The sequence below is a fragment of the Lactococcus muris genome (assembly GCF_042849115.1).
In the GTDB taxonomy this organism is placed as follows: Bacteria; Bacillota; Bacilli; order Lactobacillales; family Streptococcaceae; genus Lactococcus; species Lactococcus muris.
In genome coordinates this window covers 179,785-199,396 of the sequence record NZ_BAAFQO010000001.1, presented here as the reverse complement: position 1 = coordinate 199,396, position 19,612 = coordinate 179,785, and the positions used below count along the sequence as shown (strand labels likewise).

Below are 19,612 nucleotides of genomic sequence, written 5' to 3'. Positions count from 1 at the left end.
AATAAGTAAAATCATTAAAGAAGTAAGGATATGTTTTGAATTATAAATTAAGAGAAATTTCGGCTGAAGATTTTGCCCAGTTCAATGAAAACGTAAGCCGTGGAAGTTTTTTACAGACTCCTGAAATGGCAGACTTGATGAAGGCGAATGGTTGGGAAGTCACTTTCTTGGCTGTCCAATCCGACAAAATAGAAATGGCCGCTCTTTTAGGGGCAAAAAGTATGACTGGAGGGAAGCATTACGAAATCCAGTATGGTCCAATTTATCAAGAATATCAAGAGGCTGTGGAAAAGTTTTTCTATAAAGAACTGCGACAGTTTGTCAAAGAGCATGGTGGTATGGAACTCTTGGTTATTCCTAATACAAACTATCAAGAATTTGACAGCTCAGGGCATCCACTTACAGCAGAAAATCAAAAATTTATCGCAGACATGCAAGAGCTTGGCTATAATCACACAGGTTTAGAAGTAGGCTATAATCAACGTGGAGAGTCAACTTGGCACTATATCAAAGATTTATCAGAAATTGCAGATGACAAAAAATTGCTTAAATCTTACACTAAGGATGGGCAATATTCTGTAAAGAAAACACAGCAGTTCGGTATTCGGGTACGCCCTTTGGCCTATGAAGAACTAGACAAGTTCAAAAAAATTACCTCTGAAACTTCGGAACGTCGTGGTTATGATGATCATGACTTAGCCTATTACCAAAGTCTTTATAAAACTTTTGGTGATAAAGCAGAGTTTCTGGTTGCAGAAATCAACTTTGCTGATTATGAGAAGGCTATTGTAACTCAAATTGATAAACTTACAGGTCAGATTGAAAAAACTAAAAAAGAGGGCAAACGTAAGGAATTAGAAAATCAGCTTGAAACTCAAAAAGTTCGTTTAGCAGAAGCGCGCGAGTTTATTGCGGAGCATGGTCGTGAAGATATCATATTAGCTGGTTCACTCTTTATTTACGGCGCCAGCGAGACAATCTATTTGTTCAGTGGTTCATATGAAGCGTTTAAAAAATTATATGCACCATTCGCTATCCAACATTATGTGATGAAAAAAACTTTGAATAAGGGTGTAAAGAGCTATAATTTCTTTGGGATTGCCGGTACTTTTGACGGCACAGATGGTGTCCTACACTTTAAACAAAATTTTTCAGGCTATGTCGTACGTAAGGTGGGTTATTTCACTTACTATCCAAAACCACTTAAGCATAAAATCTTAAGCATGGCTAAAACTATTTTAGGTAGAAAATAATGGAATTCTTAGAAATCTCTCAAGAACAATTTACAGCATTTGCAGCTGAAGAAACAACATCTTTTTTGCAAACGCCGCAGATGGCAGACATGCTGGCAAAGCGGGGGTACAAGCTTAATTTTCTAGCCGTAACAATCAATGATAAGATTAAGATGGCAGCTTTGATAACTTCTATTTCTGTTTCTGGCGGTGCAAAGCTTGAAATTAATTTTGGACCGATTGGTAACTTTGACCAAGTCATTTTTAATTATTTTATTCAAGAATTAAAAAAATATGCTAAAAATCATCAAGTCCTAGAAGTGAAGGTGCGGCCAGACATAAACTATATGGTTTTTGACAGTAAGGGACAAGCGTTAGAAGAAGCTAATGAGTCCTTTATTTCTGAGATGAAAAAGCTAGGCTTGACTTATAATGGACGTCATGTTGGTTATGAAGAACAAGATGCAGTTGCAGAATGGCAATATATTAAGGATTTATCCGAAATCACTGACGAAGCATCGCTTCTCAAAAGCTATAACTCCAATGCTAAGCGCAATGTAAAAAAAGCGATAAAAAATGAAGTTATCGTGAGAGCTGCAACTTATGATGAGCTTGCAGAAGTTGAACGATTGATTGGCAACACGGGAGAAAAACGCCACTTCGCAACAAAGGACTTGGACTATTATCAAGAACTCTATACGGCTTTCGGTGACAACATTGAATTTCTGCTGACTTTTCAAGGTGGAACAGCAATTGCAGCGGGTGTTTTTATTGAAGTGAATCGCGAATTTCTCTACCTTTATGGTGGTTCAGATGGCGCCTATGGCAAGCTTGGAGGGCCTTTCCTCATGCAACATACAGCCATGCTTCATGCACTTGAACGTCAGTTGGTAACATATAACTTCTACGGTATTTCAGGTAAATTTGACGGCAGTGATGGTGTTTTGAAGTTTAAGCAAAACTTTGGCGGCTACATTACACAAAAGGTTGGAGAATTTTCATACTATCCACAACCGATAAAATACAAGATTATTCAGGGGATAAAGAAACTGTTAGGACGTGTTTGAAGCTGAAAACAAGGGTCTTGTTCCAGATATAACCAGAAGAATTGCAAAGAGAATCAAGTTAGAATTTGATTTTTCGGTGTGGGATAAAGACTATAAAACTCTATCGGAATGAACTTCGGTAGAGTTCTTTTAGAATTTCAAACCAAGGAATGTCAAAAACTTTTGACAAATATGCTTTTCTGCTATAATGTCTTTATGGAAAATTTATACGATTTAACAATTATCGGTGCAGGTCCTGTTGGACTCTATGCTGGATTTTATGCGGGTATGCGTGGAATGACGGTCAAAATTATTGAGGCTTTAGAAGAAGCAGGCGGTCAACCCCAAGCACTTTATCCAGATAAAATGATATATGACATAGCAGGACTTCCTGAAATCTCAGGTGCAGCTTTGGCAGAAAATCTTTTGACACAGCTTGCGCGTGTTCCACATGAGCTTTATTTGGATGAGAAGGTGGAAAATATCAGTTTAGATGATGAGAGCAAGGAGTTTAAACTGCAAACGGATAAGGGGACACATCGTTCAAAAGCAGTTTTACTGACAACAGGTTCTGGATTATTAAGTCCGCGTAAGCTTAATCTTGAGGGCGAGGAAGAACTTCATAAATTAGGGAGGATTAACTATTTTATAAAAAATTTAGAGGAATACAGTGGGAAAGAAGTAGCTGTTCTAGGCGGTGGTGACAGTGCCTTAGATTGGTCACTTATGCTGGAGAAGGTGGCGAAAAAAGTTCACTTGGTTCATCGGCGATCCTCATTTAGAGCGCATGCTTTAACTGTAGCGGAACTTGAAAAATCAACAGTTGAAGTGCATACGCCATATCTCCCTGTCTTCTTATCCACAAATGGTCTTGTGCTTCAACGTGTGAAATCTGAGGAAATACAGAAATTAGAAGTGGAAAAAATCTTGGTAAATTATGGAATGATGACCAATCATGTGGATTTAAATGAAAAAATAGCTCTCAGTCGCAGAGGACGAATCCAGTCTAATCGGCAGCAGGAAACAAATGTTACGGGGCTATATGTAGCTGGTGATGCAAGTGACTATGAAGGAAAAGCACCTCTAATGTCTGTTGGGTTTGGCGAAGCAGTTCTCGCCATCAATGATATGACACAGAAGCTAAAATTTAGCCACAGCTTGCAAACAGGACATTCTTCAAGCCTTTTTGGTAAATGAGGAGAAAATAAGGTATAATGAGTATAATACGAATGATTTACAGAAATTTAGGAAAAGATTATGCTTATTAACTTACTTATTTTAGCATTGCTGGTATGGGCCTTTTTAGTTGGTTATTCCCGCGGATTGGTTTTGCAGGCAATTTATAGTTTAGGCCTCATTGTATCAGCTATCATTGCCTTTTTAAATTATAAGACGCTGGCAGCGCACCTCACAATGTGGGTCCCCTTTTCAAGTGCAACAGCAGACTCTCGCTTACTCTTTTTTGATAACAGCATACTGTTCCAAGTTGATGAAGCTTTTTACGCAGGGTTAGCTTTTATTGTCATTTTTGTGCTCTCCTATGTTGTCATTCGTCTTATTGGACTTTTTGTCCATATTACGCGCTTACAACCTCTTGGAAAAAATGGAAAAATTATTGCGGGTGTACTTGCTGTAGGAGCAACTTATTTTGGGATTCAGATGGCTCTTACTCTATTGGCACTTGTACCGATGATGAACGTTCAAAATCAGTTGAATGCCTCAGTATTAGCCCGGTTAATGGTCAGCTATACTCCGATTTCTTCGGGAATGCTGAAAAATATCTTTATTGAGAACATTATAGGTAATATTTAAAACTTATGAATAAAAAAATCATCCAAATTTTAGAATTTGATAAGGTCAAAGAGCAATTTTTGGCCTTTTTAACCACCGCTCAAGGGAAAAAAGAGCTGGAAGAACTAGAGCCTCTTTCTGATAGACGTAAAATACAACCCTTATTTGATGAACTGTCTGAGTTTGAAAAACTAATACAAGAAAATGGACAAATTCAGTTGTCTAAAACGGGTGACATTAGTGAGATCTTACGACGTTTAGAACTGGATGCTCAGCTGAGCGGCCGTGAATTTGTAGAAATTAAAAAAATTGTTCAGCAGGGACTGAATATCTTGCGCTATTTTGAGGAGGCAGAGAATGTTAATATTCCGGCTTTAGAAGAACTCATCAGCAAGTTTACGGACCTTTCTACCGTTCATAAAGCTCTTGAAATTTTTGATAATTCTGGAACACTTTATGACAATGCTTCACCCGAGCTGATGCACATTCGTTCAGCCATCAAACGTTACCAATCAGAAATCAAAAAGGTTATGCAGGAACTCCTGTCTAAAAACACAGCTTCTTTGACTGAAAATCTGATTACCGTTCGTAATGAACGTCAAGTTCTTCCTGTCCGTGCAGACAGTAAGAATAGAATCTCAGGTGTTGTACATGACATGTCCGCCTCGGGACAAACACTTTATATTGAGCCGAATGCAGTCGTTTCCCTTAACAATAACCTCAATCAAAAGAAAATTGAGGAGAAAAACGAAATCCTTCGGATTTTACGTGAACTCAGTGAGCAATTAAAACCATTCAGTGCAGATATTCGACAAAATGCTTGGGTGCAAGGTCATCTGGACTTGATTAAAGCCAAATATAACTACTTGTTAAAATACAGGGCAAGTATTCCCGAATTGGCGCATGATAATGACATTTGTTTTTACGATGCACGGCATCCACTCATTGATCCGAAAGTCGTTGTATCTAATGATATAAAGTTTGACAGCAGTTTAAATACGATTGTCATTACAGGTCCTAATACTGGCGGTAAAACCATTACCCTAAAGACGGTGGGTTTGCTGACTTTAATGGCGCAATCTGGCCTTCCTATTTTGACGGGTAAGGGAAGCCGAGTGCATGTCTTCAACGAAATCTTTGCAGATATTGGCGATGAACAATCAATTGAGCAAAGTCTTTCGACTTTTTCAAGTCATATGACAAATATTGTAGAGATTTTGGAAAAATCTGACCACACTTCCTTGGTTCTTTTTGATGAGCTGGGAGCAGGTACAGATCCCAAGGAAGGAGCAGCGCTAGCCATTGCCATTTTAGAATTTTTACGTGAAAGGCATGTAAAGACGCTGGCGAGTACGCACTATCCAGAACTCAAGGCTTATGGTGTGGAAACATCTGGAGTTATTAATGCAAGCATGGAGTTTGATATTGAACAAATGCGTCCGGTTTTTCGCTTGCAACTTGGCGTGCCAGGGCGTTCAAATGCCTTAGAGATTTCACGGCGTTTAGGCTTGTCGGATTACATTATCCAACAAGCCAGTGACCTGCTTTCAGATGAAGCACATGATGTGAATCAGATGATTGCTCGTTTGGAAGAAAAGACGCGTGAAGTGACGGAAGCTGCCGCCCATATTAAAAAGCTAGAGCATGAAAATATTGCACTTCATAGGGACTTGACCAGAGTTTATGACCAGATTAATCGAGAGCGTGAGCAAGAGCTGGAAAAGGCTAAACGTGAAGCACAAGAAGTTGTGAAAAAAGCAAGCCAAGAAGCACAAGCCATTCTCAAAACACTTAATGAGAAGGCACAGCTCAAACCTCATGAGATTATAGCTGCACGTGGCGAACTTGAAAACCTAGTTCCTGCGGTTGATTATAGTAAGAATAAGGTTTTGAAAAAAGCTAAAGCCCAGCGTGGGCTCAAGCAGGGGGCTGAAGTCCTTGTTACGGCTTATGGTCAGCGCGGAAAACTTATTCGTCTTGAAAAAGATGGACGTTGGCAGGTTCAGATGGGTTCAATAATGACTAAACTACAAGAGAATGAGTTTGAGTTAACGGAGGAAGAAGCTGCTAAACACCAACCAGCTAAAACAAAATCAGTTACGCGAAAAGTAAGTAATAAAGTGAAGGCACAGTTGGATTTACGTGGGATGCGCTATGAAGAAGCAGAGCTCGAGTTGGATAATTATATTGATCAAGCGCTTTTGGCAAATCTGTTACAAATTACGATTATACACGGTATAGGGACAGGAGTCATCCGTGAAATGGTTCAGAAAAAACTACAAAAACATCGACATATCAAGAGTTATGAGTATGCTCCTGTAAATGCTGGAGGAAGTGGAGCAACAATTGCTACCCTAAAATGATTTAAAATTTAAAGAGAATCATAATATTTGTAAAGCAGAGAAAAATTCGCTAGAATGTACTCATAACAAAGAATGAGGGTACGAAAATGGAATATAATATTACTGATGCTACTTTTAGAGAAGAAATCAAAGAAGGATTAGTTCTTGTAGACTTTTGGGCTACATGGTGTGGTCCATGTCGTATGCAAGCGCCTATCTTGGAACAATTGGCTGAAGAACTTGATGAGTCAGAACTAAAAATCTGCAAGTTGGATGTTGATGAAAACCCAGCAACACCACAAGCCTTCGGCGTAATGAGTATCCCAACATTGATTTTCTTTAAAGACGGTCAAATGGTTAAACAGGTTGTGGGAGTTCAAACAAAAGCGCAGCTCAAAGCCATTGTTGCGGAGTTATCATAAGATAAGAGGAACCAAGTAAAATAGACACCATAGTAAAGGCTAGGGCAATCTATTTTAGGAGGTTCTTTTTTATGCAAAGAAATATAATATTATAGTTCAGACTTTGTTATAATAGAGTTAGCTACCCCAAATGAAAAGGAGAAATCTATGAGAATCAGTAACTTAAAAGAAAAAATAGCACGAGAAAATTTAGAGGGCTTAATCTTGACTGACATGAAAAATATCTACTATTTGACTGGTTTTTCAGGTACGGCTGGAACGGTTTTCATGACAGCAGATCATTCCTACTTTATGACTGATGATCGTTATATTGGGATTGCACGTCAATTAATTACGGGTTTTGAGATTATCCAGACGCGGGATGCCTTGGCCGAAATTGCAAAGCTTGCTGAAGGACTTCAAGTCGTTGGTTTTGAAGATACTGTTGATTTTGCATTTTATCGTGTGTTGGCTGAAAAATTAAAGAATGCCAAGCTGGTTCCTACAGCTAACTTTGTAGCAGAGTTACGCCAAATTAAAGATTCAGATGAAATCGCCACAATCAAGAAAGCTTGTCAAATTGCTGATAAGGCATTTGAAGCTGTACTGAAATATATCGAGCCGGGAAGAACAGAGATAGAAGTCGCTAATTTTCTTGACTTCAAAATGCGAGAAATGGGTGCAAGCGGTATTTCTTTTGATACTATTGTGGCTTCAGGAAAACGCAGCAGTTTGCCGCACGGTGTAGCCACTCACAAAATGATTGAGTTTGGTGATCCTGTAACTATTGATTTCGGGTGCTACTACAATCATTATGCGAGTGACATGACAAGAACCGTCTTCGTTGGTGAGGTCGATCCAAAGATGCGAGAAATTTATCATACTGTGCATCAGGCAAATGAAGCCTTAATCACAGAAGCAAAGGAAGGTATGACTCTGGCTGACTTTGACAAGGTACCACGTGATGTGATTGAAGCAGCCTCATATGGAGAGTACTTTACACATGGTATCGGTCATGGTTTAGGGTTAGATGTGCACGAGATTCCTTATTTTGGCGCCAAAGCAAAAGGAACACTCAAGTCTAACATGGTCGTTACTGATGAACCAGGAATCTATATTCCTGACTTTGGTGGTGTCCGGATAGAGGATGATTTACTTATCACTGAGGAAGGCTGTCAAGTCTTGACACAATCGCCAAAAGAACTTCTGATACTTTGATCTAATATCTTGAAGCAAAGCTCTATTTACTTTAAACGCTCCCTTTAGCAAATAAACAGAAATTTGAAAAAAGGGTGAATTTGTGCTAAAATGAGTTGTTAAAGGCTGCCTCTTTGAGCAGTAAATAGAATATTCACTAGGAGATATATATAATTATGGTAGCAGCAAAAGACCTCAAAGCCGGAATGACATTTTTGAACGGAGACAAGCTTCTCCGTGTTATGGAAGCAAGTCATCACAAACCAGGTAAAGGTAACACAATCATGCGTATGAAATTACGTGATGTACGTTCAGGCTCTACATTTGACGACACATACCGTCCAGAAGACAAGTTTGAACAAGCAGTTATTGATACAGTAGCTGCACAATACCTTTATCAAATGGACGATACAGCTTTCTTCATGAACAATGAAACATATGATCAATACGAAATTCCAGTTGAACAAGTCAAAGAAGAGTTGCTCTATGTTCTTGAAAATACAGATGTAAAAATCCAATTTTATGGCACAGAGGTCATCGGTATCCAATTGCCAACAACTGTTGTTCTTGAAGTAACTGAAACTCAACCTTCTATTAAGGGTGCAACAGTGACAGGTTCAGGTAAACCAGCAACGATGGAAACTGGTTTGGTCGTTAACGTTCCTGATTTTGTAGAAGTAGGAACAAAGCTCGAAATTAACACACAAACGGGTGAATACCTTAAACGTGCATAAGCAGTTTATTGTTAGACCTCACTTATATTGAGGTGCTATAAAAGCTCAGCTCCGTGGAGAAGCAAAAGAAAAGATAGAGGAGAGAAGATGACAGATACAACTGTTCATACTGCAGAACTTGGTGAAATCGTTATTGCACCAGAAGTTCTTGAAGTCATTATCGGCATCACAACTGCAAAAATTGACGGTGTTTATGCATTACGCAACAAGCACTTTTCAGACAGTCTCGGCAAAAAATCAGAAGGCCGTGGTGTTTATATCGAAAGCAAAAAAGATAAGGTTATTGTTAATATTTATGTCTACTTGGCTTTCGGCATTAACGTGCCACAAGTAGCTCTCAATATTCAAAAAGAAGTGAAAGAAGCAGTTGAACAAGCAACAGAAATTGTAATTGATGATGTGAACATCCATGTTGTAGGTATTGTTCCTGAAAAATTACCAAAACCAAGCTTTGACGATTTGTTTGATGAGGGCTTCTTTGATGCCTAACAAGCTAACGCAACATAATATTCGTCAGCGTGCAGTGCAAACACTTTTTGAATACTATATCCGAAAAGCCATGTCAGAAACTGTTCTGACAGAGTTTAAGAACAACATAGAAAAAATTAATCGTGAATTGGCAAAGCCAATTCGCTTTGATATTGCCTATAAGGATGAGCGCATCCCAGTCCGTGACTTTCCGCGTTTTTTCACAAAGCCTTTAAAAGAAATTGACAAGATTTATGAAATTTTGGATATCCCTAATCGTGAAAAAACAGCAGTTTATAAAGCATTGAGCTTTATCCGTGATTTTGGCGGTTACACTAAACGTATGACGGATCAAGAAGCTGTTGATTTATACAAAGATATCTTCTTGAATTTGAATTTGGTACGCCTTTTTAATATCGAGCTGGAAGAAGAAAACATTGCGGTTCGTGTTCGTGATTTCTTGCGTGCAAGCTTCAGAGCTGAAACTCCAGAAGAAAAACTAGAAGTTTTTAATAAGGTGTTCTCTGATGTACATTCAAGTGTTCGTGAAAAGATTACAGTTGAGCTTTTTAAACCTCTGACCGTTCAAGATGAAGTTGCAGAAATTTTGGCGATGACTGAACCAAAGTTTGCTACAGCTTCTCAGGATATCTTGGTTCAAGCAAAAGCTTTTGCCTTGAATTACGATAATGATACAGATGAGCCAGTAGAAGCACCCGCTTATTTCACAGAATTAGTTGATGGTGTCTTAGAAAAGCAAAACAGTCTTGATTCTGCCTTGTCGGAATATTTGGCTAAAGGCTGGAGCTTTTCTCGCTTGACAATGATTGAGCAGGTCTTGCTCCGCTTAGGTGCTTATGAAATCTTATTCACAGAAACACCGAATCTCGTTGCCATTAATGAGTCTATTGAATTAGCAAAAGATTTTAGTGATGAAAAATCAAGTAAATTTATTAATGGAATGTTGACAAATTTAATCAAAGAATAATATATTGAAGACACAGAATGATTACATTTCTGTGTCTTTTTGCGTAAATGTTGGTAAATTTTCTTGTAAAATATTATAATTAAACCATATTAGGTCACTTATATGTGGAAATTCTGTTAAGGCTCACTGAGTCTCAAAAAAAATCATAAGTTTTCTGAATTTTTGGATATATAACGTAATGAAACTTTTGTCAAAATATCAATCTTATTTTTATGGAAAGTTGAAAATGAAAAATTAAATTTTCTTTATAATTATGAGTTTGAATAATGTGTTTTAAAAGATTATCTTTTCTATACCATAAATCTTATAAAATGGATGAATAACAGCTTTTTCTGGTAGTGTTTCTCACAAAATTTCATTTTGTTTATAAAAGTAAAATGAGTTTTATATTAAAAACATTTGACTTTGCTATTTTAATTATATAAACTTGTATTAAGTTGATAAAAAATTTCTAATGCTACAAAGATGGAGGTCTGTTATGGGAATAGAAATGCTTGGACTTATTCTTGCAGGAGGACAAGGAACGCGTCTGGGAAAGCTGACCAAGGATGTTGCAAAACCAGCTGTGCCCTTTGGAGGGCGTTATCGTATCATTGATTTTGCCCTGTCCAACTGTGTCAATTCAAACGTTAAAAATGTCGGTGTCATTACACAATATGAACCTTTGGTACTTAATGAACATATCGGAAATGGGGCGCCTTGGGGATTAAATGGCGTTAACAGTGACGTAACAATTTTGCAACCTTATTCTTCAGCAGAGGGAAGCAAGTATTTTGAAGGAACAGCGCATGCTATTTATCAGAATATCGCTTATATTGCTAGTTTTAAAAATAAATGGCTTAATAATAGCTTTTTCGGAGTATTTTTATAAAATCATATCTTCTAGTGGGCCTAAAGTGGGCCAATTGAGTTTAAAACTGCTAGAGTAGTTCTAGCAGTTTTTTGGTCTTATCTTTTGCTTTTGAGGTAATATGCAAGTAGATATCTCGTGTTATATCCTCATTAGCATGTCCTACACGACGCTGAATAATATGAAGGGGAATATCTAGTTCAGCAAGTTTAGAAACATGTGTATGTCGAAATATATGGGTAGATATGCGCTTATCTTGACTAAGGTTCATTTTTTCCTTATGCTTTCTAAAGTAAGTATTGAGCGCAGCAATGGAGAGTGGAGTTTGGTTTGAGGTCGTAAAGATATATTCAGAGTTCTTGGAAAGCTTACAAGCTTCTTGAAATATTTTTATGGCTTGAGAGTTCAATTCAACCTCTCGCATACCAGAACTAGTTTTTGTCTGAGAACTTTTCGTTTGACTCTTGGTTTTCTTTCCGGCATAATCAAGAGTCCCTGTAACTTTGCAATAACTCTGTTCTTCGGTTATTATTACATCAGATTTGAGCATTGCTGCTGCTTCACCGAAACGTAAACCATTGAGGTATAGCCATTGACAAAAAAGATAATAGCGCATATTATGATTTTTGAGATAGTTCATCACATTTTTTAGCTCATCTTCTTCAAGAAAAAATTCAGTTACTACATGTGCTTCTTTTTTCTTATTTGGAATCTTTAGTCTATCTATAGGATTCTCTATCAAATAGTGGTGATCAATGCCATAATTAAAAATTGCATTTAAACGTGATTTAAGAGAACGGGCGTAGCTGGTAGAAACTTTGTGTTTACTTGTGTCGCTGAACATAATCTCTTCAAATTTGTGCCGTAAATATTGTGGAGTGATTTTCGCAGGGAGTGTATCTTTGCCAACCATTTCAATTACAATTTTCACTTGGCCTTGTACAGAATAGACAGTAGAATCTTTGACTTGTTTTTTATAATATTCAAACCATTTGTTGGCCAAATTTTCAAAAGTGATGGTCTTTAGTGAACGAGAGCTGTCTTGTTGGCGAAGTGAAATTCTTGATAATAGGATTTTCTGAGCTTTTGTTCTCGTTTCACGAGTATTCTTATCAAATGTTACGGAAATTGTCCGCTTTTTACCTGTCAAATTATCATTATATTTTTCTCTAAATAAATATTTTACTTTGTTTGTTTCTGGATTTATCTTTTTTTCTATCCACATTTGAAATTCACTCCTTTTTCATGTAAAATAGAGTACATGAAAACTTCACGTAAGCCGTGTTTTTTTCTGTAACCTTGTTTAAAGCCGCCCCACAGTCGCCAAACTTGGGCGGCTTTTTTTCGTTTTATTTATAGTTGTTTATAGCAATTTTTATTTTGTCTTTATAGTTAGCAATATCTAGTGGATTATCAATTTCATAGGTTCCTTGATCACGAATTTCTATCAAATTTTTAGTGGCTTTTTGATAAAATCTAAAAATCCATTTCCTATTATTATCATCAATTAAAATTCCAAAATAACTTTTTGTATCTCTGTAAAATAAACGATTTACATCAATTAAGTCATTCGCTGTGACTTTAAAAACTGTAAAAGCTTCCAGTTCTTCTGGAGTGGTGATAATACCATCATCTTGTTCATTAGTAACTTCTATTTCTTCAGATTGAGAAGTTTTTGACTCTACATTAGTATTTAAAGCAGCAGATAATTTTTCATTTACACGTTCGGTAATAAACTGGTTGAATCCTTTTTTGATTATAGGAGTAAATTCTTCAATGGTATTTTTTGTTTTCCTACCATCGTAAATTTGGGATATTAGGTAAGTTATAAAAGATTCACTTGGTTCATCAATATTATCAGAAAGAAAGTCTTTAAGATTATTAAGGTATTTAAGCTCGGAAGCAGACGATGTTATTTTGGATATGTCAAAGTTATCCTTATGAAATTTAGCTATCTCAAGAAATTGGTTATCTTTGAATTTTGTGACATCAATGGTTAAAAACGGCGTTTTATCCATTTTGTTTTTTTCATCAAGGTCTGTATAAAAGCGATACTCCTGTCCATTAGTAAGGATTCCAAATTTAGAACTTGTAGTCCCAAAATATCGGAAAAGTTGTGAGTCATGATTTGTAAGTTTTTCATTTATTGATTTACATTCAATGAGTATTTGTGGTTCACCATCAACAACCATTGCATAATCAACTTTTTCGCCTTTTTTGATACCAACATCTGCTGTGAATTCTGGGACAAATTCTAGAGGATTAAATACATCATATCCAAGTATTTGGAAAAAGGGCATGATAAAGGCATTTTTCGTTTGTTCTTCATTCGTAATACTAGGAGCTAGGTTTTCAACACGTGTTCCCAGTGATTTAAGGTTTTCTTTTAATTTTTCCAATTCCATAAAGTTCTCCTTCCCCTTTTATCGTGATTAGCGCACGTACTTATATAAATTATTATTATTTACAATGCATTCCAAAGTGCATCGTCTATTTCTTCTTGAGCGATTTTGAGATTTTCAAAAGTATTTCTTAGCCCAAGGCAAGTACAAAGTTTTTCTGGGGTTGCCCAAATACGATTATACTCATTAGCTTCTACGAAATCAGGAGCTATTTTTCGAAGCAAGAAACGGTTAGCTTTTGCTTCATTTCGACAGTGTTCGAGGTGTACAAGACGCTTATTAACTAGTGATAAGGATTTACCAGAAACCAGATGTCCTATTTCATGAAGAGCAATGTACTCAACTTGATCCGAGTGGGTGTTTAAATTGAGAATAATTGCACCATTTGGATAAAGTGAACACTTTGGTATATATGATCCTTTTTCACTATATTCTTTGTCTATCCAGATAACCTCAATTCCTGTTTGTTTGACGATATCTTTCCAGTCCATATATGAGCGACCTCTATTTTTTTATCCCTTTATCCACAGCAGCTTTCTTGGTCTCGATGATAATACGTAGCATCTCGCGGTCAGATTCGCTAAGTTCCCCACCAGAATAATTTTCTACACTGTCCAAAATTTGGTCTATCGTAAGCTCTGGAACATCAGTAGCTTCTTCATTACCAAGCAGATAGTCAACAGAAACATTAAAGAATTTTGCAACAGCTTGGATTTTATCGATGCCTGGATTAGAATTTTTCCATCGACCAATAACTCCATTTCCATAACCTAAATGTTCCTCTAATTGTTTTATTGACATCTTTTTTTGAGCTGCTAGCTCTTTTATTTTTTCGTATAAATTCACTTGTATCAACCTTTCAGAGAGTACAAGAAAAATATTTATACTTTTTTTCTATTTTTCGGTTGACAATTTTAGAGAAAAAGTATATTATATATCTTGTAGAGATAAGTTAGTATTTTGATTAGCAAATAGACCTATAAAAAGCACTTTAAACGCTCCGCCAAGAATGTTTATAAAGTTTTTATTAGGTGTTTTAACTATGCTTTTATTATAGAGTATTTGTCTAAATGTGTCAAATATAAATATATAAAAACACTAACTTTTTCCTATACAAAAATATATAAGAAAGGAGATACAAAAAAATGCCAACAAGTGACAATGGTCTAAAGTTAGTCAATTCATTCATTGAAGAATCTGGAATTGAGAAAATGAGCTTAGCTGCAAAATATGGAATTGCTAAAAACGTCATGATTGATATCTTGTCAGGACGTTTACAAACACCAAAAGCTCATCAAATTATTTTAAAAATAATTGATGATTTCAAACTTCGTTAGAAAGGAAACAAAATGGAAGCCAAAAAACTAGAATTCGAGGTTCGAGCACCTGGTAGTGATATGCGAACTACTGTCAAAGTAGATGGATATAATTACCAAGCCATTGACAAAATTTGTAAGCAGACAAACATTACACTGTTTGAAGTTACAAATCGCTTGCTTGAGTTTGCTCTTAAGCATGTAGAAATTACTGACAAGAAGTAAAGGAGGTTATATGGCACTAAATTTAGCCGATGAAAATTGGCTAACAAAAGCAGAGTTTAAAAAGAAATTTGGTATGAATGGTAAACCTATGAGCGAGGGAACTTATCAGTCTAGAATGAGGAAAATGACTGCTGGAGATTCTGAGTTTAAGAATGGTTATGCCAAAGTCAACAACAGAGAGGTGTATATCAACGCAGAAGTATATAACGCTTGGCGAAGTGCTGAGGCCGAGAAAAATATGTTTTGGGTTGATTACTAGAAACAGGGGAATATAAATGTACAAAAGAAAATTTTATGCAGTACTTACTGCCAAACGCAAACAACTTGATCCAAAGACAAAGAAAGCTGTGACTGTAAATAAAGATTTCATCGTAGACTTGTTTCAACCTATGAGAATCAATGCATACAACGAAGCTAAAGCAATTGCTAAGCGTTCAAAAATGAAACTTTCTGGAATCTATCTCTATAAGTAAAAGGAGTAGAAAATGTCTTATAAAAATGACCAATCTTTATGGTTTAAAAAGCAACAAATGGAAATCCAAGCACTAATGATGGAAAATCGTAAATTACGTAATGAAAACCGTAACTTGAAGACAGAGTTATCTTCAAGAGAAACAATGGCTGAGGAAGGACGATTGAGTTCTCGATTTCATGGTTTTACATCAATAGTCCAAGAAGCGAGGATGGGATAGTGAGTGTAAAAAACAAAAAACTCCTAGCGGTAACTAGGAGTGAGTAGAAACCTTGGAGGGATTCTACTCTGATTATATCACAAATTCGGAGGGAATATGATAAAAATAAACAAACTTGAAATTGAAAATGTAAAACGGGTTAAAGCAGTCAAGCTTGAACCCACGAAAAATGGCTTGACAGTCATCGGTGGGCGTAATGGACAAGGCAAGACATCCATCCTTGATTCTATTGCTTGGGCATTGGGAGGAAATAAATTCAAGCCTAGTCAACCTCATCGTGAAGGCAGTGTTCTTCCACCTCGTTTGCACATTACGATGAGCAATGGGCTAGAAGTTCGTAGGGATGGAAAGAACAGCGATTTAAAAGTTATTGATCCAAGTGGAAATAAAGCTGGACAACAGTTGCTTAATGAATTTGTTGAAGAGTTGGCCATAAATTTGCCTAAGTTCATGCAGTCGTCCAGTTCAGAAAAAGCTAAAACTCTATTACAGATTATTGGGGTAGGCGAGCAATTACTTGCTTTAGAGCAAAAAGAAAAAGAACTCTATAATGAGCGGCATATGATTGGACAAATTGCTGACCAAAAAAAGAAGTTCGCAGAAGAACAAACGTATTATCCAGAGGCTCCTCATGAGCTTGTCAGTGCTTCGGAACTCATTAAGCAACAACAAGCTATACTTGCAAAAAATGCTGAAAATGGGCGAATTAGAGCCCAGAGAGATAGCCTAAAACAACGACAAGCAGAACTTGATTCGGAAATAGCTCGACTGATTGAAGAAAAAGCTAAAGTTGACCAACAGCTTGTAATTGCTGAAAAATCAGCACTAGATTTACATGATGAGTCAACAGAAGAGTTAGAGCGCAATATTGAGCAGGTGGATGAAATCAATCGCAAGGTTCGAGCCAATCTGGATAAAGATAAGGCGTTTGAGGATGCGCAGGAGTATAAAAATCAGTATCTAGAACTCAACGAAGCTATTGAAAATATTCGTAAAGATAAAAGAAAATTGCTTGATGATGCGGAGCTTCCTTTGCCTGGACTATCCGTTTCTGATGGAGAGCTGCTTTATAAAGGACAGCGCTGGGATAATATGTCAGGGGCTGAACAGCTCAAAGTTTCTACGGCTATTGTGCGCAAGCTAAAGCCTGAATGTGGTTTCATTCTAATCGACAAACTGGAGCAGATGGACCTTGAGACATTAGAGGAGTTTGGAAAATGGTTAGAACAAGAACAACTCCAAGCTATTGCAACACGAGTTTCAACAGGTGATGAGTGTTCCATTATTATCTCTGACGGTTATAGTGAGGAGAGGGTACAAGCAACAAGTGCCTCTTCTCGTCCAGTCGAACCAGAAGAACCCAAATATCAATTTTGAGGTATAGCCATGGAAATAAGACAAATACCAAATTATCCAGATTATGGAGCTACAAAGGACGGAAGAATATACTCTTATATAACCAATAAATTTTTAAAGCGTAGAGTCAATCGTGGGAGATATATGGTAATTCTTTTTTACGATAATCTGCCTTTTACAAAAATTGTTAGTCGTCTAGTCTTTGAAACGTTTCATGGATATGCACCAGAATGTGTCACACACATAGATGGTAATGGCTTCAATAGCCGTTTGGAAAATCTAAAAGGGATGACAAAGGCAGAACTAAATAAAAAAACTCATATAGGCAGGAAACATCCGAATCGAAAAAATATAATTCGAGTAAATATCGCTACCAGAGAAATAGAAATTCAAGAAATAAGTTATAAGACTAAAGATTATATTCGAATTCATAATGCGTTATCTGGACATCAAATCACAAGCGGTGGGTATCTTTATTTCTATGAAGGAGAAAAGGAAAGATTAGTCAAGGAAATAAGTGCACGTATCAAATCTAATACAATCTATTTAAATTACACTGACAATCACGATCCGTTTAGAAATTATGTAAGATGCCAAACTAAGCGTAATAAAATGTATCTTGAAATACTAGAAGGAGTATAGAAGTGAGTAAAACAATAACCTTTGACGGTAAACAATTAGTTCTGACTAAAACGACTTACACTCACGATCAAAGTCTAGCAGTAGCTGCAGAAACTCAGAGTAAAGAACTTTATGCAGTTCTAACTGTCAATCTTGATTTTCCGGTATTTGAAAATAGCCAGTTCTTTGATATTAACCTGTATAAAGGTGAAGAACTACTGGAGCTATTAGTAAAAGAAGGAATTATAGAAAAAACTGGCATGGAATTAAGAAGTGGATTTGTAACTTATCCGATGGTTACCTGGAAATTATAGGAGGAATAAATGAATTTTAACATTTCAAGCGGTCCAACTGCTATCGCTCAAAAAGTAGTTTTATATGGAGTAGAGGGAATTGGGAAATCAACTCTTGCTTCACAGTTTCCTTCACCAGTGTTTATTGATACTGAAGGATCAACCTCAAATATGGATGTCAAACGCTTAGACAAACCACAAAGTTGGCAGATGTTGCTGGATGAAGTAAAGTACATCAAGCATAGTAAGGTATGTGAAACCTTAGTCATTGATACGGCAGATTGGGCGGAAACATTGGCTAATCAAGCAGTATGTGCTCGAAATAATATCAGTTCTATTGAAGATTTGAGCTATGGTAAAGGATATACCATGGTAAAAGAAGAATTTGGTAAATTACTCAATTTACTTTCTGAATTGACAGAACAAGGCATAAATGTGGTAGTTACAGCTCATGCAGATATTAAAAAGTTTGAAAAGCCAGATGAAATGGGGGCATTTGATCGCTACCAGCTTAAACTTTCTAAGCAGTGTGCGCCATTGTTAAAAGAATGGGCGGACATGGTGCTATTTGCTAACTATGAAACCACGATTGTCACAGATAGTAAAACAAAATCCAAAAAAGCTACCGGTGGGAAACGTGTAATGTTCACAACGCATCACCCAGCTTGGGATGCTAAAAATCGGCATAACCTACCAGAGAAGTTGCCGCTTGAGTATGAAGCAATTGCGCATATTTTCCAAAAAGAAAAGCCAACCCAAGTTGTTGATAAGATTTCACAAGTGCCGCAAGATAATCCATTTACTCGTGAGCCGCTGGCAATTGATTCTGCTATCCCCCAAGAACTTGCACAGCTTATGCAAACAAATGGAGTCACTGAGGAAGAAATTCGTAGTCTTGTAGCTGAGAAAGGATTCAAGCCCTATGAAATGTTAATTCGAGACTATCCGGATGATTTAATTCAAGGTGGCTTAATTGCACAATGGGACAAAATTTTTGCGGAAATTAAATCTAAAAGAACTTACTAAACCAAAAGGAGGATATAAAAATGAATAATGATATGGAAATTCTAGACTGGGATGATGAAGTAGAAGAAGGCAGTCCTTTCGTTTTGTTACCGGAGGGAGAGTATCCTTTTGTAATCACTAATTTAGAAAAAGGTATTTATGAAAAGCCAGCAAACCGTGAAAGTAAGGTGCCAGCTAATGCCCCTATGGCAACAGTAACGTTTGAAATAGCGGCTCCAACTGGTGAGACAACAACTTTGACAGAAAGATTTTATCTTTATAAAAAGATGCAATGGAAGATTAATCAGTTCTTTACTTCTATTGGTGCACCTAAAAATGCAGAAGGTAAAGTAAAAATGAATTGGGGGAGTGTCCTCGGTGCTCGGGGCAAGGTGAAAATTATTGTTGAAAACTATAAGGACCGTTCGGGTAAGGATGCCCAAACTAACCGAATCGACAGTTTCCTTGAACCAGAAACACCAAATTATCAAAACACAGCGCCACAAGGTCAGCAAATGCCACAACAAAGCTACCAACAACCACCAATGCAACAAGCTGCTTCAGGTATGCAACAGCCACAGCCGAATATTACACCGTTTCCAGATAATACTGGCGAACCGCAACAAGGCACATATAACTTTTAAGGAGGCTTG

At 36.8% G+C, this 19,612-nt stretch carries 24 protein-coding genes and 1 pseudogene; 21 read left to right on the top strand and 4 right to left on the bottom strand.

Annotated elements, in window-relative coordinates; all coding sequences use genetic code 11:
• Nucleotides 1-35: 35 nt before the first annotated feature.
• The 11 genes and pseudogenes from ACGHCK_RS00920 to ACGHCK_RS00870 all read left to right on the top strand — a co-directional run.
• Nucleotides 36-1,253, top strand: coding sequence for an aminoacyltransferase (locus ACGHCK_RS00920; protein ID WP_202229909.1), 1,218 nt, complete (start codon nucleotides 36-38; stop codon nucleotides 1,251-1,253).
• A complete protein-coding gene (locus ACGHCK_RS00915; RefSeq protein WP_251421256.1) occupies nucleotides 1,253-2,299 on the top strand; it encodes a peptidoglycan bridge formation glycyltransferase FemA/FemB family protein in 1,047 nt (348 codons plus the stop codon). The genes ACGHCK_RS00920 and ACGHCK_RS00915 overlap by 1 nt, the downstream gene beginning before the upstream one ends.
• 195 nt (nucleotides 2,300-2,494) lie before the next feature.
• A complete protein-coding gene (locus tag ACGHCK_RS00910) occupies nucleotides 2,495-3,475 on the top strand; it encodes an NAD(P)/FAD-dependent oxidoreductase (protein ID WP_202229911.1) in 981 nt (326 codons plus the stop codon).
• Between the two features lie 60 nt (nucleotides 3,476-3,535).
• Nucleotides 3,536-4,090, top strand: coding sequence for a CvpA family protein (locus tag ACGHCK_RS00905; protein WP_251421254.1), 555 nt, complete (start codon nucleotides 3,536-3,538; stop codon nucleotides 4,088-4,090).
• A 5-nt stretch (nucleotides 4,091-4,095) separates the two neighbouring features.
• Nucleotides 4,096-6,432: an endonuclease MutS2 gene (locus ACGHCK_RS00900; RefSeq protein ID WP_251421252.1), complete on the top strand. Its 2,337-nt coding sequence runs from the start codon at nucleotides 4,096-4,098 to the stop codon at nucleotides 6,430-6,432.
• A gap of 86 nt (nucleotides 6,433-6,518) precedes the next feature.
• Nucleotides 6,519-6,833, top strand: coding sequence for a thioredoxin (gene trxA, locus ACGHCK_RS00895; RefSeq protein WP_202229914.1), 315 nt, complete (start codon nucleotides 6,519-6,521; stop codon nucleotides 6,831-6,833).
• Nucleotides 6,834-6,980: 147 nt separating this feature from the next.
• Nucleotides 6,981-8,030, top strand: a complete 1,050-nt coding sequence (locus ACGHCK_RS00890) for a M24 family metallopeptidase (RefSeq protein WP_251421249.1) — start codon at nucleotides 6,981-6,983, stop codon at nucleotides 8,028-8,030.
• A 155-nt stretch (nucleotides 8,031-8,185) separates the two neighbouring features.
• Nucleotides 8,186-8,743: an elongation factor P gene (gene efp, locus ACGHCK_RS00885; RefSeq protein WP_251421247.1), complete on the top strand. Its 558-nt coding sequence runs from the start codon at nucleotides 8,186-8,188 to the stop codon at nucleotides 8,741-8,743.
• An 87-nt stretch (nucleotides 8,744-8,830) separates the two neighbouring features.
• A complete protein-coding gene (locus ACGHCK_RS00880; RefSeq protein ID WP_202229917.1) occupies nucleotides 8,831-9,232 on the top strand; it encodes an Asp23/Gls24 family envelope stress response protein in 402 nt (133 codons plus the stop codon).
• The gene (nusB, locus tag ACGHCK_RS00875; protein WP_251421246.1) at nucleotides 9,225-10,199 is read left to right on the top strand and encodes a transcription antitermination factor NusB; all 975 of its coding nucleotides are present in this window, start codon (nucleotides 9,225-9,227) and stop codon (nucleotides 10,197-10,199) included. Before ACGHCK_RS00880 ends, nusB begins: the two co-directional genes overlap by 8 nt.
• Before the next feature lie 478 nt (nucleotides 10,200-10,677).
• Nucleotides 10,678-11,016, top strand: a pseudogene (locus ACGHCK_RS00870) (sugar phosphate nucleotidyltransferase); the annotation flags it as partial.
• A 103-nt stretch (nucleotides 11,017-11,119) separates the two neighbouring features.
• Here ACGHCK_RS00870 and ACGHCK_RS00865 read toward each other — a convergent pair.
• From ACGHCK_RS00865 to ACGHCK_RS00850, 4 genes are all read right to left on the bottom strand, one after another.
• The gene (locus ACGHCK_RS00865; RefSeq protein WP_271328062.1) at nucleotides 11,120-12,274 is read right to left on the bottom strand and encodes a tyrosine-type recombinase/integrase; all 1,155 of its coding nucleotides are present in this window, start codon (nucleotides 12,272-12,274) and stop codon (nucleotides 11,120-11,122) included.
• Between the two features lie 124 nt (nucleotides 12,275-12,398).
• A complete protein-coding gene (locus ACGHCK_RS00860) occupies nucleotides 12,399-13,454 on the bottom strand; it encodes a type I restriction endonuclease (protein ID WP_271328061.1) in 1,056 nt (351 codons plus the stop codon).
• A 59-nt stretch (nucleotides 13,455-13,513) separates the two neighbouring features.
• A complete protein-coding gene (locus tag ACGHCK_RS00855) occupies nucleotides 13,514-13,942 on the bottom strand; it encodes a hypothetical protein (protein WP_271328060.1) in 429 nt (142 codons plus the stop codon).
• Nucleotides 13,943-13,955: 13 nt separating this feature from the next.
• Nucleotides 13,956-14,297 (bottom strand): helix-turn-helix domain-containing protein, encoded by a 342-nt coding sequence (locus tag ACGHCK_RS00850; RefSeq protein WP_271328059.1) that lies wholly within the window; start codon nucleotides 14,295-14,297, stop codon nucleotides 13,956-13,958.
• 299 nt (nucleotides 14,298-14,596) lie between these two features.
• On the opposite strand from ACGHCK_RS00850, the gene ACGHCK_RS00845 reads away from it, so the two are divergent.
• The 10 genes from ACGHCK_RS00845 (at nucleotide 14,597) to ACGHCK_RS00800 (ending at nucleotide 19,603) form a co-directional block, all read left to right on the top strand.
• Nucleotides 14,597-14,788, top strand: coding sequence for a hypothetical protein (locus tag ACGHCK_RS00845; protein WP_271328058.1), 192 nt, complete (start codon nucleotides 14,597-14,599; stop codon nucleotides 14,786-14,788).
• Nucleotides 14,789-14,800: 12 nt separating this feature from the next.
• On the top strand, nucleotides 14,801-14,992 hold the full coding sequence (locus ACGHCK_RS00840; RefSeq protein WP_271328057.1) for a hypothetical protein: 192 nt from the start codon (nucleotides 14,801-14,803) through the stop codon (nucleotides 14,990-14,992).
• A 10-nt stretch (nucleotides 14,993-15,002) separates the two neighbouring features.
• Nucleotides 15,003-15,251 carry a hypothetical protein gene (locus tag ACGHCK_RS00835; RefSeq protein ID WP_271328056.1) on the top strand — a complete coding sequence of 83 codons (249 nt, stop codon included), beginning with the start codon at nucleotides 15,003-15,005 and terminating at the stop codon, nucleotides 15,249-15,251.
• Nucleotides 15,252-15,267: 16 nt separating this feature from the next.
• Nucleotides 15,268-15,465, top strand: coding sequence for a hypothetical protein (locus ACGHCK_RS00830; RefSeq protein WP_202229928.1), 198 nt, complete (start codon nucleotides 15,268-15,270; stop codon nucleotides 15,463-15,465).
• Between the two features lie 12 nt (nucleotides 15,466-15,477).
• Nucleotides 15,478-15,684 carry a hypothetical protein gene (locus ACGHCK_RS00825; protein ID WP_271328055.1) on the top strand — a complete coding sequence of 69 codons (207 nt, stop codon included), beginning with the start codon at nucleotides 15,478-15,480 and terminating at the stop codon, nucleotides 15,682-15,684.
• A 96-nt stretch (nucleotides 15,685-15,780) separates the two neighbouring features.
• On the top strand, nucleotides 15,781-17,061 hold the full coding sequence (locus ACGHCK_RS00820; RefSeq protein ID WP_271328054.1) for an AAA family ATPase: 1,281 nt from the start codon (nucleotides 15,781-15,783) through the stop codon (nucleotides 17,059-17,061).
• Between the two features lie 9 nt (nucleotides 17,062-17,070).
• Nucleotides 17,071-17,682, top strand: coding sequence for an HNH endonuclease (locus tag ACGHCK_RS00815; protein ID WP_271328053.1), 612 nt, complete (start codon nucleotides 17,071-17,073; stop codon nucleotides 17,680-17,682).
• Between the two features lie 2 nt (nucleotides 17,683-17,684).
• Nucleotides 17,685-17,975, top strand: coding sequence for a DUF4313 domain-containing protein (locus tag ACGHCK_RS00810; RefSeq protein ID WP_271328052.1), 291 nt, complete (start codon nucleotides 17,685-17,687; stop codon nucleotides 17,973-17,975).
• 9 nt (nucleotides 17,976-17,984) lie between these two features.
• Nucleotides 17,985-18,980 (top strand): ATP-binding protein, encoded by a 996-nt coding sequence (locus ACGHCK_RS00805; RefSeq protein ID WP_271328051.1) that lies wholly within the window; start codon nucleotides 17,985-17,987, stop codon nucleotides 18,978-18,980.
• Between the two features lie 20 nt (nucleotides 18,981-19,000).
• The gene (locus ACGHCK_RS00800; RefSeq protein WP_271328050.1) at nucleotides 19,001-19,603 is read left to right on the top strand and encodes a hypothetical protein; all 603 of its coding nucleotides are present in this window, start codon (nucleotides 19,001-19,003) and stop codon (nucleotides 19,601-19,603) included.
• Nucleotides 19,604-19,612 lie beyond the last annotated feature (9 nt).